The organism is Pseudogemmobacter hezensis (genome assembly GCF_013155295.1).
Classification (GTDB): Bacteria; Pseudomonadota; Alphaproteobacteria; order Rhodobacterales; family Rhodobacteraceae; genus Pseudogemmobacter; species Pseudogemmobacter hezensis.
In genome coordinates, this window is sequence record NZ_JABJXT010000031.1 from 17,644 (window position 1) to 30,001 (window position 12,358).

Annotated in this window: 12 protein-coding genes and 1 riboswitch; of the genes, 8 read left to right on the forward strand and 4 right to left on the reverse strand. The window is 61.4% G+C overall.

The window, feature by feature from the left end; translation table 11 throughout:
* Positions 1-56 precede the first annotated feature (56 nt).
* The 3 genes from cobT to HOY34_RS20405 form a co-directional block, all read right to left on the reverse strand.
* Positions 57-1,925: a cobaltochelatase subunit CobT gene (gene cobT / locus HOY34_RS20395; protein WP_172366316.1), complete on the reverse strand. Its 1,869-nt coding sequence runs from the start codon at positions 1,923-1,925 to the stop codon at positions 57-59.
* Positions 1,926-2,130: 205 nt separating this feature from the next.
* A complete protein-coding gene (gene cobS, locus HOY34_RS20400; protein WP_172366318.1) occupies positions 2,131-3,105 on the reverse strand; it encodes a cobaltochelatase subunit CobS in 975 nt (324 codons plus the stop codon).
* A gap of 341 nt (positions 3,106-3,446) precedes the next feature.
* Complete coding sequence (locus HOY34_RS20405) at positions 3,447-4,082, reverse strand: J domain-containing protein (protein ID WP_172366320.1); 636 nt, start codon at positions 4,080-4,082, stop codon at positions 3,447-3,449.
* Between the two features lie 104 nt (positions 4,083-4,186).
* On the opposite strand from HOY34_RS20405, the gene HOY34_RS20410 reads away from it, so the two are divergent.
* Both HOY34_RS20410 and HOY34_RS20415 read left to right on the forward strand, forming a co-directional pair.
* Positions 4,187-4,438: a BolA family protein gene (locus HOY34_RS20410; protein WP_172366336.1), complete on the forward strand. Its 252-nt coding sequence runs from the start codon at positions 4,187-4,189 to the stop codon at positions 4,436-4,438.
* Positions 4,439-4,546: 108 nt separating this feature from the next.
* The gene (locus tag HOY34_RS20415) at positions 4,547-4,969 is read left to right on the forward strand and encodes an NUDIX hydrolase (RefSeq protein ID WP_172366322.1); all 423 of its coding nucleotides are present in this window, start codon (positions 4,547-4,549) and stop codon (positions 4,967-4,969) included.
* Between the two features lie 50 nt (positions 4,970-5,019).
* Here the strand turns inward: HOY34_RS20415 and HOY34_RS20420 are convergent, their stop codons facing one another.
* The gene (locus HOY34_RS20420) at positions 5,020-5,730 is read right to left on the reverse strand and encodes a hypothetical protein (RefSeq protein WP_172366324.1); all 711 of its coding nucleotides are present in this window, start codon (positions 5,728-5,730) and stop codon (positions 5,020-5,022) included.
* Between the two features lie 264 nt (positions 5,731-5,994).
* Positions 5,995-6,191: riboswitch (cobalamin riboswitch) on the forward strand.
* A 171-nt stretch (positions 6,192-6,362) separates the two neighbouring features.
* Between HOY34_RS20420 and HOY34_RS20425 the strand changes: the two genes are divergently transcribed.
* From HOY34_RS20425 to HOY34_RS20450, 6 genes are all read left to right on the forward strand, one after another.
* Complete coding sequence (locus HOY34_RS20425; protein WP_172366339.1) at positions 6,363-7,373, forward strand: ABC transporter substrate-binding protein; 1,011 nt, start codon at positions 6,363-6,365, stop codon at positions 7,371-7,373.
* Positions 7,374-7,458: 85 nt separating this feature from the next.
* A complete protein-coding gene (locus HOY34_RS20430; protein WP_172366337.1) occupies positions 7,459-8,436 on the forward strand; it encodes a FecCD family ABC transporter permease in 978 nt (325 codons plus the stop codon).
* The gene (locus tag HOY34_RS20435) at positions 8,433-9,200 is read left to right on the forward strand and encodes an ABC transporter ATP-binding protein (RefSeq protein ID WP_172366326.1); all 768 of its coding nucleotides are present in this window, start codon (positions 8,433-8,435) and stop codon (positions 9,198-9,200) included. The genes HOY34_RS20430 and HOY34_RS20435 overlap by 4 nt, the downstream gene beginning before the upstream one ends.
* 3 nt (positions 9,201-9,203) lie before the next feature.
* Positions 9,204-9,620, forward strand: a complete 417-nt coding sequence (locus tag HOY34_RS20440; protein ID WP_172366328.1) for a pseudoazurin — start codon at positions 9,204-9,206, stop codon at positions 9,618-9,620.
* A gap of 270 nt (positions 9,621-9,890) precedes the next feature.
* Positions 9,891-11,159, forward strand: a complete 1,269-nt coding sequence (locus HOY34_RS20445) for a type II and III secretion system protein family protein (protein ID WP_301538926.1) — start codon at positions 9,891-9,893, stop codon at positions 11,157-11,159.
* Positions 11,160-12,050: 891 nt separating this feature from the next.
* A complete protein-coding gene (locus tag HOY34_RS20450) occupies positions 12,051-12,266 on the forward strand; it encodes a hypothetical protein (RefSeq protein WP_172366332.1) in 216 nt (71 codons plus the stop codon).
* Positions 12,267-12,358: the final 92 nt, after the last annotated feature.

A 12,358-nucleotide genomic window follows, 5' to 3' on the forward strand; every position in this document is an offset into this window, starting at 1 on the left:
ATTCTGTGCCTGGAATGCCCGCGCAGGGCGCAGGCAAGAGGGACGGCCGCGCCGCCTTATACCGCCCTGCGCAGACCTGCCCGTTTGGCGGCCCGCGGGTCTTTGTCGAAAAGCCCGGCCAGCTGTTCGGTCATCGCACCTGCCAGCTGCTCGACATCGGTAATGGTGACGGCACGCTGATAATAGCGCCCGACATCGTGGCCGATGCCGATGGCAATCAGCTCGACCGCGCGGCGCTTTTCGACCATGGCGATCACATCGCGCAGATGTTTTTCCAGGAAAGAGGCCGGGTTTACCGACAGCGTCGAGTCGTCAACCGGGGCCCCATCCGAGATCACCATCAGGATGCGCCGCGCCTCGGGGCGGGCCAGCATCCGGCGATGCGCCCATTCCAGCGCCTCACCGTCGATGTTTTCCTTCAAGAGGCCCTCTTTCATCATCAGGCCCAGATTGGGCCGCGCCCGCCGCCAGGGCGCATCGGCTGATTTATAGATGATATGGCGCAGATCATTCAGCCGCCCGGGCTGTTGCGGCCGCCCGTCGGCCAACCATTTCTCACGGCTTTGGCCGCCTTTCCAGGCGCGGGTGGTGAAGCCGAGGATCTCGGTCTTGACCTGACAGCGTTCCAGCGTGCGGGCCAACACATCGGCACAGATCGCCGCGATAGAAATCGGGCGTCCGCGCATCGATCCCGAATTGTCGATCAGCAGGGTGACGACGGTATCGCGGAACTCGGTGTCCTTTTCCCATTTGAACGACAGGGGCGTTGTCGGGTTGGCGACAACCCGCGCCAGGCGCCCGGCATCCAGAACGCCCTCTTCCAGGTCGAAAAGCCAGGAGCGGTTTTGCTGCGCCTGCAGCCTGCGCTGCAGTTTATTGGCCAGCCGCCCGACCGCGCCTTTCAGCGGATCCAGCTGCTGATCGAGATAGGCGCGCAGACGGTCCAGCTCGGCGGGTTCGGCCAGATCCTCGGCGCGGATCTCTTCGTCGAATTGGGTGGTATAGACGGTGTAATTCGGATCGGCATCGGAATGGGGCGCCGGGGGCGGGGGCTCAAGCGGGGCCTCCCTCTCGGGCATCTCGGTCTCATCGCCAAGCTCCATCTCGGCGTTGTCGTCCATCTGGACCTGCGCCTGGGATTCGTCCTGCTGCTCTTCCTGGCTGCGCTCGGGGCTGGCCTCGGCTTCTTCGCCCTGCTCTTCGTCGCCGTCTTCCTGCTCTGGGCTGTCCTGATCCTCTTCGGCCTCGTCTCCGGCCTCGTCCTCATCGGGGCGATCCGGGTCGTCGCCCAGCTGGTCGCCATAGCCGAGGTCCTGGATCACCTGACGGGCCAGCCGCGCGAAGGCCGATTGGTCGGCCAGCACGTCATCGAGGTTTTCCAGCGTGCCGCCGGCCTGTTCTTCGATAAAGCCACGCCAGAGCGACATCACATTCTCAGCGCCCGGCGGCAGTTTGCGCCCGGTGGCCAGCGCGCGTACCAGATAGCCCGCAGCAACCGGCAAAGGCGCATCCTGGGCCGAACTGATCTGAGCATAGCCCTTGCGATCAGCCTCCTGGGCGATTTTCGCGTCGATATTGGTGGCGGTGCCGGGCATGACCCTTGCGCCCATGGCCTCACAGCGCGCGGTTTCCATGGTCTCATAGATGTCGCGGGCCAACTGGCCGACCGGCGCATATCTGGCAGCGGTGCTTTCATCGTGAAACTTGCGCCGCATGGCGAAAGCGTCAGCCGTGCCGCGGGCCAGCAAGACCTCATCACGGGTCATCCGGCGCGAGACCTGGGGCAGGCGGACGCCATCGCGGTTCATTCCCGCCGGATCGACCGAGTATGAGACGCTCATCTCCGGATCATCGGCGAGGACTTTGGTTGCCTCAGCCAGAGCTTTCTTGAAGGGATCGGCGGGATTGTCAGCGGGTTTGCTCATGGGTCGACCCTGTCACCGGCACGGGTGGATATGCAAAAATAATACCGCAGCCGCGATGGGGGGGCTGTCTGCCCCCCGGCCCGCTGGCGCGGCCCTCCCCCCGAGGATATTTAAAGACAGATGAAAAGGCTTTCGTTTCACTTGTCGGAAAATATCCCCGGGGGGAGGCCGAAGGCCGCGGGGGGCAGGCAGCCCCCCGTCTTTCTTACTTCATCGCCATCGAGGCGGCAGATTCCGGCAGCTCTTCGTTGAAGCAGCGCTGGTAGAATTCGGCGACCGTCTGGCGCTCAAGCTCATCGCATTTGTTCAGGAAGGACAGCCGGAAGGCATACCCGACATTGCGGAAGATCTGCGCATTGGAGGCCCAGTTCAGCACTGTGCGCGGCGACATCACCGTCGAGAGATCGCCATTCATAAAGGCGGTGCGGGTCAGATCGGCCAGGGACACCATCTGGCTGATCGTCTTGCGCCCCTCGGTGGTGTTGTAATGGGGGTTCTTGGCCAGCACGATATTGGTCTCTGCGTCATGCGAGAGATAGTTCAGCGTGGCAACCAGCGACCAGCGGTCCATCTGCGCCTGGTTGATCTGCTGCGTGCCGTGGTAAAGGCCCGTGGTGTCACCAAGGCCGACGGTGTTTGCCGTAGCAAAAAGACGGAAAGACGGGTGGGGGGTGATGATCTCATTCTGGTCAAGCAGCGTCAGCTTGCCGTCATGCTCCAGCACGCGCTGGATCACGAACATCACATCGGCGCGGCCTGCGTCATATTCGTCGAATACGATCGCCACCGGGTTGCGCAGCGCCCAGGGCAGGATGCCTTCCTGGAACTTGGTGACCTGGCGGCCATCTTCCAGCTTGATCGCGTCTTTGCCGATCAGGTCGATACGGCTGATATGGCTGTCGAGGTTCACGCGCACGCAGGGCCAGTTCAGCCGGGCGGCGACCTGCTCGATATGCGTGGATTTACCCGTCCCGTGATAGCCCTGGATCATCACGCGGCGATTGTAGGCAAAGCCTGCCAGGATCGCCAGCGTGGTATCAGGGTCGAATTTATAGGTCGGGTCAATTTCCGGCACCCGATCGGTGCGCTCGGCAAAGCCCTTGACGCGCATATCGGTGTCGATTCCGAAAACTTCGCGGACAGAGATTTCTTCGGTCGGCTTGGTCGCAATATCGGGCATGGTCTGGTCCAGAATTCAGGCTGTCCCCGGTTTCATGGAACATTACCGCCAGAGGTGCAAGTGTGGCATTGAATGCGATACAATCACGGCGGATCCGCGCGAGGCGGATGCCGGCCCGGCGCTGACAGCATGCCTGGACCAAAACCCTGGGCCGATATGCTGCCATCGCGCAGGTCTGCCCCGGCCCTGGCCTGTGCTCCCTGGCCTGCGCTTTTGATGCGGCAGGCCAGGGCCGGGGCTTGATCCGGTCACGATTTCAGGCAGGATTTCGGGCAGGATTTCGGGCAGGATTTCGGGCGCGGGCCACTCGTACAGGGGGCAATCGGGCAGGCGGGCGCGGCTCAGTCGCGGAAATGGCGGCTGTCCTTGATCTGATCCCAGGCCCAGACCACCTCTTGCAGCATCTCTTCCTGGCTGCGGTCGCCGCCATTCATATCGGGATGCAGCACCTTGATCAGGCCTTTGTACTGTTTGCGGATTTCCGTCTTGGTCATGGTGTCACGGCTGTCGAGGATCTCAAGCGCCTTGCGCTCGGTCGGAGGCAGCTTGCGCGTCGCCCCCGTCGCGGCCCCCGCAGGCGCCGAGCGCGTGCCCTTTTCGCCCAGGATATCCAGCGGGTCAGTCACCCCCAGCCGCGCCCAGGAGTTGCCGTCGTCCTTGCGCGAGAAGGGTTTGGTTTCACGCTCCCACAGGCGGTCTTTCTCGACGATTCTCTTGAACTCTTCGTCAGAGGTGCCGTCGAAGAAGTTCCACTTCAGATTGTATTCCCGGATGTGGTCTTTGCAGAACCAGAAAAACTCATCCAGTTGTTCGCGCGATTTGGGGGCGCGGAACTCGCCCGTCTTGTCACAATTGGGGTAATTGCAGCTATGGACCGAAGTCGCAGCCGCCGACACGCCGGCCCGGCGACCTGCGGATTTGCGCTTCTTATCCGTGGAAACACGGAGGTCGAATTCGAATGGGTTCTTGCTGACCATTGGATCGTGGGCCTTATGCTGCCTTTCCGACTCGGGCCGCTGAGTTTAGGTGTTTTTTCAGCGGATTGAAGAGGGGGAGAGAGAAAATGCCCGTGATCGTGAAAATGCCCGTGATCGACGAAATCGAGGCCCGGCTGCGTGCGGCCTTTGCGCCCGATCAGCTGGAGGTCGTCAATGAAAGCCACCGCCATGCAGGACATGCGGGGGATGATGGCACCGGAGAGACCCATTTCGCCGTGCGCATCAGGGCCGCGCCATTTGCGGGCATGAGCCGGATCGCGCGGCACCGGGCGGTGCTGGCGGCCCTGGTCGATATCCCCGGGCGCGTGCATGCGCTGGCGCTGGATATCGGCTGAACGGCGCAGGCATTGGGGCCTGGACATTTGCGTTTTTCCCCGCTCCAAAGTCTCGCCATTCCCGGGTTTGTGCCGGTTTGAATTTGCCCGGTTCAGGAAAGGTTACAGATGACACTGATCCCGCGCCTTGCCGCGCTTGCTGTGCTGCCGCATGAGGGCAGGGTGCTGCTGGTGCGCCGTCACAACCCGCCTGACCCCGGGCTATGGGGCTATCCCGGTGGCAAGGTCGAGGCGGGCGAGACCGTCAGCGCAGCCGCCCTGCGTGAGCTGCATGAAGAGACCGGGATCCGGGCCGCAGCCATCACGCCCTTGCCGGGGCTGGATGTGATCTTGCGCGACGCTTCGGGCGGGCTGCTGTGGCATTACCATCTGGTGCCGGTTATGTGCCGCTATCTTGGCGGCGAGGCCCTGGCCGGGGATGATGCCGATGAGGCCGCCTGGCTGCCATATGAGCGGGTGCTTTCGCGCGATCTGCCGATGAGCGCCGATGTCGATACCGTGCTTTCAGCTGCGCTGAAGCACCAGGGCTGAAACCAATCGGGCAGCTGTGCGACGGGCGGCAGCGGGCAGCGGGCAGCGGATCAGCCCGGGGCTGCGGCATGATCTTTGTGATCGGGGTGGGCGACAATCAGCTGCGGATCCACATGCCCGGCCCTGAACCCGGACACGAGGCGGGTCAGATGTCCTTTCGACTGATAGTCGCGGATCACGAAATGCCCGCCTGCCGAAACCTCATGCAGGACAAGGTTTGCATCAGGGTTATGGGCGCGGATCAGCTCGACATGCTGGCGGTCGTCGCATCCCGGATCATAGATGATGTGATGGATGCCCTGCTGGCGGATCTTCATGCTTTCCTGCGAGAAATCCAGCGACCGGGCCTCTTTGCTCCAGCGCGTCTCAAACGGCACCAGCTTTCGGCTGATCGAGAATTGCGGTGAAAAGCACAGCGACTCGTCGATCGCCAGCGCCTCAGAAAAGCGCAGGACCGCATAGGCCCCCATAGAAGAGCCATAGCCGATCCGCCGCGTCGCCGCGGACGAGGCCTCTTGCGCGGCCTGCAGGCAGTCCTGCAGATCCGGGATCTGCCACCAGTGGTTTTTCAGATTGATGATATGAACGGCAGGAAGGGCAAGTCTGGTCAGGATCTCTTCGCCAAAGCCATTGACCAGCGGCAGGGTGCTTTCGTCAGAGGCATAGGTGAAAAAGGTCACGCAGCATGTCTTTCCGACCGGCTGCCCTGTGACAATGACCCGCGCATTCGCAGATCTGTAGATCTCTCTTCGCTCAGTCATCAAATCGCTCAGTCATCAAACCAGCCTGATTTCGTTCTGGCTACGCCGTCGGAGACGGCTCTTGCGTGCATCCGGCACGTGCCGGGGCCTTTGGCAGGCCCAAGCACGCAGCTTTGTGCCTGATACCGCAGTGCGGATGCAGGTGAAACCGCAAAGGCCGGCGGTGTTTCGCGCATGTGGCGGGCTGCACAGGCCCGGGGAAGGGGCATCATTGACCTGCCGGGCCTGTTTCCGGGACAGGTGCTTGCCACAGGCGGCAGACCAGGCTAGTCAGCAAGCGTCGGTTTCCGCAAGGAATTGAAAGGGAATCCGTCATCGGCCTGCCGATGAACCGGAACTGCCCCCGCAACTGTAGGCGGCGAGAGCGAAGGCGCTTAGGTCACTGTGGCGAAAGCCGTGGGAAGACAGCCAGAGCTTTACGACCCGCCAGTCAGGAGACCTGCCGACATCAGGTGAAACGCGGCCCGGGCGGGGTGTCCGGAGAGGTGTCGAATGTCTTATCCCGGTGACATCTGCGGATGTCTTTCCCTGCTGGTGCGCAATCGCGCCCGATCCGCCCGGTCCGGGGCCTCTTCTGATTTGCTGTCTCTGGCCCATATCCTCAGCCGGAGATTTTGATGCTCAGAAATACCATGACGGCCGCCCTGCTGGGCTCGGCCTTTTTCAGCCTGCCTTTCATGGCGCTGCCTGTCGCCGCGCAGACCACCTACCCGCTGAAGCTGCAAAACTGCGGCGTCGATCTCAGCTTTGATCACGCGCCGGAAAGCGTGGTGGCCGTGGGGCAGGCTGCGACAGAGATCTTCTATTCGCTGGGCCTTGAGGACAAGGTTCAGGGCACCTCGGTCTGGTTCACCGATGTGCTGCCGGAATTCGCCGAAGTGAATGCGAAGGTCGAGCGCCTGGCCGATAACGACCCCAGCTTTGAGGCCATCCTTGCCAAAAAGCCCGGCCTCGTGGCCATTCAGTATGAGTGGCATATCGGGCCCCAGGGCATCGTTGGCACCCGTGAGCAATTCGATGATGTCGGCGTTCCGACCTATATCCTGCCCGCCGATTGCTGGCAGAAAGACAATTCGGTCGGCTCTGACGGCACCCGCACCGCGATGTTCGAGATGGAAAGCATCTATGCGGGCGTCGATGAGCTGGGCCAGATCTTCGATGTGAAGGATCGCAGCGACGCGCTGGTTTCCGAGCTGAAAGCGCGTGAGGCGGCCGCCGTTGAAACCGCAAAGGCGCTGAACCTGAAAGAGGCCTCGGCGGTCTTCTGGTTCTCTTCGGCCGAGATCGATGTCGATCCCTATGTCGCTGGCCGCAAGGGCCCTCCGGGTTACATGATGGAGGCTCTGGGGCTGCGCAATGTGATCGAAAGCGATGAGGAATGGCCGACGGTCAGCTGGGAAAGCATCGCCCGCGCCAATCCTTCGGTGATCGTGGTGGCCAGCATGGACCGCCGCCGCTTTGAGGCCGATGATGTCGAGCGCAAGCTGGAGTTCCTGAAAAACGACCCGGTCGCCAGCCAGATGGATGCGGTGATCAACAACCGCATCGTCGTGATGGACGGGCATTCGATGGACCCCTCGATCCGCAACGTGGCCGCACTTGAGACCCTGGCGCAGGCGCTGGCCGGGTTCGGGCTGCAGTGACAGGTCTGCCGTGAAACTGGCGTCCCCCCATAATGCCCGCCATCCTGTCGGTGGCCTTGCCCTGCTTTGCTGGTGGCTGGGGGGGATGCTGCTGCTGATGATGGCGATCCTTTTGGGCGTCATCATCGGCGAGACGCCACTGCCACTGGATACGGTTGCAGCGGTTTTCGCAAACAATCTGTGGAATGCCTCCTATCCGGTTGAGCGCATCGACGCAGGTATCATCTGGAATTACCGCCTGCCGCGCACCCTGGTTGCGGCGGCCTGCGGGGCGGGGCTGGCGCTGTCGGGGGTGGTGCTGCAGGCGCTGATCCGCAATGCGCTGGCCGATCCCTATCTGCTGGGCGTCTCTGCGGGGGCCTCGACGGGCGCGGTGGCGGTGACGATCCTCGGCGTGGGCGGCGGCGCTTTGGGGATCTCATCCGGTGCTTTTATCGGCGCGATCCTTGCGTTTTCGCTGGTTGCGGCGCTGGCCAGGGCGGCGGGCGGTGGCTCGGCGCAGCTGGTGCTGGCGGGGATTGCCGGATCGCAGCTTTTCAACGCGCTGACCAGTTTCTTCGTCGCCAAATCCGCCAATGCCGAGCAGGCGCGGGGGATCATGTTCTGGCTTTTGGGCAATCTGTCAGGGGTGCGCTGGCCCGATGTCAGCCTGGCGGTTCCTGCGGCGATCTTCGGGCTGGTGGTCTGCCTTTGGTATATCCGCGCGATGGATGCCTTTGCTTTTGGGGCACGCTCGGCTGCGGCTTTGGGGGTGCATGTGCGCCGGGTGCAGCTGGTGCTGATCGGGGCGGTGACGCTGATGACGGCGACCATGGTCAGCCTGGTCGGCTCGATCGGGTTTGTAGGCCTCGTGATCCCGCATGTGGTCAGGATGCTGACCGGGCCGCGCCATGCGCAGCTGGTTCCGGTTGCGGCGCTGGCGGGGGCGGTGTTTCTGATCGCTGCCGATATCGCCTCGCGGCTGCTGATACCGGGGCAGGTGGTGGCGATCGGTGTGGTGACCGCGCTGGTTGGCGCACCCGGCTTCGCGGTGATCCTGATCCGCAACCGGAGGCGTTCATGAAGGTCTCGCTGCAGGGGCTCAGCTGGTCGGCCCGCCAGCGCATCATTGTCGATGATGTGACGCTTGAGATCGCCTCGGGCGAGACTTTTGGCCTTGTCGGCGCGAATGGTTCGGGCAAATCGACGCTCTTGCGGCTGATTGCCGGGCTGATGCCACGGGCGAGGGGAGAGGTGCAGCTGAACGGCACGCCCATGTCGCGCCTGTCGCGCCGTGAGGTCGCGCAGAACCTGGCCCTGGTCGAGCAACACGCCGACACCGATGAGGCGCTGACCGCCCGTGATGCGGCAGAGCTGGGCCGCACCCCCTGGCTTTCGGCGCTGCGCCCCTTTGGCCCCGCTGACAGCGCGATTGTCGATCAGGCGCTTGAGATGGTCGGCATGAGCCATATGGCCGATGCCGCCTGGGACACGCTTTCGGGCGGCGAGCGCCAGCGGATCCATATCGCCCGCGCGCTGGCGCAGCAGCCAGGGGTTTTGCTGCTGGATGAGCCGACCAATCACCTGGACATCCATCATCAGCTGTCGCTTTTGCAGCTGGTGCGCAGCCTGCCGGTGACGGTGATCCTGGCGCTGCATGACCTGAACCAGGCGATGGAATGTGACAGGCTGGGGGTGATGCAGGGCGGCCGCCTGATTGCCTGCGGCCCACCGCAAGAGGTGCTGGATCCGGCCCTTCTGGCCCAGAGTTTCCGCGTCGGCGCCCGCGTGCTGACCGACAGCCACGATTCCGCCCGTCTTTTCCGTTTCCACTGCATCGAGGACTGACCGATGAAATATGCCATTCTCGCCTGGGCTTTGCTTGCAGCCCCGCTGGCCGCAAAGACCCATGAGGTAGAAATGTACAATCGCAGCGAAAACGGCCCGATGATCTATGAGCCCTCATTCCTGCAGATCGAGCCCGGCGATACCGTGCGCTTTGTGCCCGTTCAGCCCAGCCACAATGCCGCGACCATCGACGGGATGCTGCCCGAGGGGGCCGAGCCGTTCAAATCCAAAATCAATGAGGATTTCAGTGTCACCCTGACTGTGCCTGGCATCTATGGCATCAAATGCAGCCCGCATTACGCGATGGGCATGGTGATGCTGATCCAGGTCGGAGAGGCCGCGCCAATCACCTTGCCCGAGGGCCTTCCGCCGCGCACACAAGAGCGGTTCGAGGCGATCATCGCCGCCAATCCTCAATAACTCCTTGCGATGAATTTTCGCAGGGTCATCAGCCGCTTTCCTGGCCGGCTGATGCTGATGCAGGGCAGGGGGCTGATATGCGCCCGGCCCTGCAGTGGCAGTCCTTGAATACCTGAACGTTACCGGATGTCTGAATTTTAATCGCGCTTGTCCCGCGTTGAGGGTCTGTAAAGATCTGTCTGGCACAAATGGTATCGGATCTGGCACAGGACGATTCAGATGAGCCGACTTAAACAGCTGATTTATATCGCGGTAACCATGCTCGGTATAATGCCCGCGATCCTGCAGGCGCAGGATGTCTGGTCTGTTGGATCCGGTGTTCTGAAACTGAATGTTTCAGAGGCGAAATTCATCAAGCTTGAGAAACCGGCGACGGCCGTGTTTTTGTCAGATCCCTCAATCGCCGAGATTGATCTTCAGTCCGCGCGGTATCTCTATATCGTCGGCAGGGGGGTCGGCACCACAAATCTGTTTGTGCTGGGCGAAAATGATGAGGAAATCATCAGCGCCACGATATCGGTCAATATTGACGCAAAAAAACTTTCCTCTGCCGCTCAGCATTCGGTCACAGGCGGCTCGGTAAAAGTCAGCACCCATGATGGGGCGGTCTTTATCAATGGCCGGGTGAAAAGTGAGGCCGATTCCGCAACAGCGGGCGATGTGGTTGCAGCCCTGCTTGGTGAGGGTGCCATAATCGTGAACCTCCTGCAGATCGAGACCAGCGCCCAGGTGAACCTGCAGGTCAGAATTGCCGAAGTGTCAAAAAGCATCAGCGAAGATCTGGGGATCAGCCTCAGCGGCTCCAGCAGCAATGGAAAGCGCAGTTTTACGTCCCCGGCCGGGGATGGCTCGGGCTATTCGCTCAGCATCGGCAGCGGCTCCAGAAACCTCAATCTGGTGCTTGATGCGCTTTCGCAACGGGGGCTGGTGACCATTTTGTCCGAGCCCAATCTGACCACGCGCTCTGGCGAAGAGGCAAGTTTTCTGGCGGGCGGGCGCGTTCCATATCCCGTCCGGGGGGAGGGCAATGAAATAACCTACCAGCTTGAGCCTGTCGGCGTAGAGCTGAAATTCACACCCACCGTATATGGCACGAACCAAATTCGCCTCGATATCGGCACCAGCATTCGCAACATCGACCCGGCAAGCAGCGGGCGAGAAGAGGCCCCGGCCCTGACCGAGCGCAGCGCAACAACGACGGTAGAGCTGGGCAGCGGGCAAAGCTTTGCAATTGCGGGAATGTTTCACAGTGACAGCAGCCAGTCGATCAGAGGGATCCCAGGGATTGGGTCGGTGCCCATCATCGGCGCATTGTTCAGATCATCGCGCTTTGCGCGTGGCGAGTCAGAGCTTATTATCATCGTGACCCCCTGGCTTGTGGCTCCGGATAGCTCTGCCAGGCCATCGGTTCCTCAGGACGGAGTTAATATTGCAGACAGTGTAATTCCTCAGGCACTTACCGGAAAAATGATTAAGCCCTCGCAAGTCGGAAACAGCGGCGTCGGACGAGCCCGTCGCGGTGGATTTATGCTGCAATAACATCCACGACCTAAGCGCGCCCCAAGCCACCGAAGAGATACATCTAGCGAGGCGCGAGACACGCATGAGGGATGAACTGAGCAATGGCCTTCAGTCGCACCCGGCTTTTACCAATTGATTGCGCCGCGTGATCCGACGGCGCGGCGACTGTGTCTCTGTTTCTGGAAACCAACCCTCGGACAGGAAGCCCGTCGCATAGAGTTGTCCAGAACACGGACATCGATCTTGTTCGTCTTTGTCATGAATCGTGCGATCAGCTGGACCTGAAGCGGGTTCGCGTCTCTCGGTCCAATGTTGTCGTTCTGTCAGCCCGACCTCAAGTGCATCCGATGCACCCAGGACACGGATGCCATCATCTTAGCAGATCCGAAGCCACAAGCATCGTCTGCAATCCAAGGACCAGAGATCGAATGCGTCGCCGGACCCCAAATGGGAAAGGGTTTGCTCGCTCATGCGCCAGCTTTTGCGCGACGCCCAATATGAGATGAACGGCAATAAAAATTACATAATATTGATTACGCGCATACCATCTGATCATAGGCTTATGATATGCACAAACTGCAACCGTTGGTTCCTTGCGCCCTTTGTGTTCTGATTGCTGGCATTCTCTATGCTTTCCCTGACGCAAAGCCCATCGCTTGCGGCCTCGGCGCGGTTCTCCCCTTTACGGTGTCCTAATGGCTGCCAACCTAGGCCCCGCGCTTGTTGGCGCTGCTGGCTCACTTCTTGGCAGCCTTTTGGGCGGCAAGAGTAAGCCTTACAAGATGACGGCCAGATTTGGGATGCCGCTCGTGGAGCTCGTCTGGCCTCTGACGACTACGGCTTTACCCTCTTGCTCTTCTTGGCATTGCCAACGCCTCTGGCGGCGACTTCTATGGGGGTGAAAACTACATGGGGCAAGCAATCGCTGACGCCTCTATGATCATGGCGGACGGCTTGCAAAAGCGGACCGACGCTCAAAAGCTATCGCAAGAACAGCAAGAAAATGCCAGGTTGAAAAAGCAACTGCAACAAGCAACCCTCCGGCCCAAGGTCGGTGGCATCTATGCGGCGTTGTTGCAGAATTCCCCCGCGAGCCGGATTCACGCGAGGAATCCACAGGGCTAATGGTCTGCGATGACGCGACCTGCCCCTACCCGCTATCGGACGACGAACTGGAAGAGTTACAACGATGCCCTGAAGCGGCGCGGTTCCCTGCT

Coding starts and splice junctions, on each gene's coding strand:
- HOY34_RS20420 (WP_172366324.1), bottom strand. CDS start 5,730: ATGACTGAGCGAAGAGAGATCTACAGATCTGCGAATGCGCGGGTCATT.
- cobT (WP_172366316.1), bottom strand. CDS start 1,925: ATGAGCAAACCCGCTGACAATCCCGCCGATCCCTTCAAGAAAGCTCTG.
- HOY34_RS20410 (WP_172366336.1), top strand. CDS start 4,187: ATGCCCGTGATCGACGAAATCGAGGCCCGGCTGCGTGCGGCCTTTGCG.
- HOY34_RS20425 (WP_172366339.1), top strand. CDS start 6,363: ATGACGGCCGCCCTGCTGGGCTCGGCCTTTTTCAGCCTGCCTTTCATG.
- HOY34_RS20435 (WP_172366326.1), top strand. CDS start 8,433: ATGAAGGTCTCGCTGCAGGGGCTCAGCTGGTCGGCCCGCCAGCGCATC.
- HOY34_RS20440 (WP_172366328.1), top strand. CDS start 9,204: ATGAAATATGCCATTCTCGCCTGGGCTTTGCTTGCAGCCCCGCTGGCC.
- cobS (WP_172366318.1), bottom strand. CDS start 3,105: ATGCCCGATATTGCGACCAAGCCGACCGAAGAAATCTCTGTCCGCGAA.
- HOY34_RS20405 (WP_172366320.1), bottom strand. CDS start 4,082: ATGGTCAGCAAGAACCCATTCGAATTCGACCTCCGTGTTTCCACGGAT.
- HOY34_RS20430 (WP_172366337.1), top strand. CDS start 7,459: ATGCTGCTGCTGATGATGGCGATCCTTTTGGGCGTCATCATCGGCGAG.
- HOY34_RS20445 (WP_301538926.1), top strand. CDS start 9,891: ATGCCCGCGATCCTGCAGGCGCAGGATGTCTGGTCTGTTGGATCCGGT.
- HOY34_RS20450 (WP_172366332.1), top strand. CDS start 12,051: ATGGGGCAAGCAATCGCTGACGCCTCTATGATCATGGCGGACGGCTTG.
- HOY34_RS20415 (WP_172366322.1), top strand. CDS start 4,547: ATGACACTGATCCCGCGCCTTGCCGCGCTTGCTGTGCTGCCGCATGAG.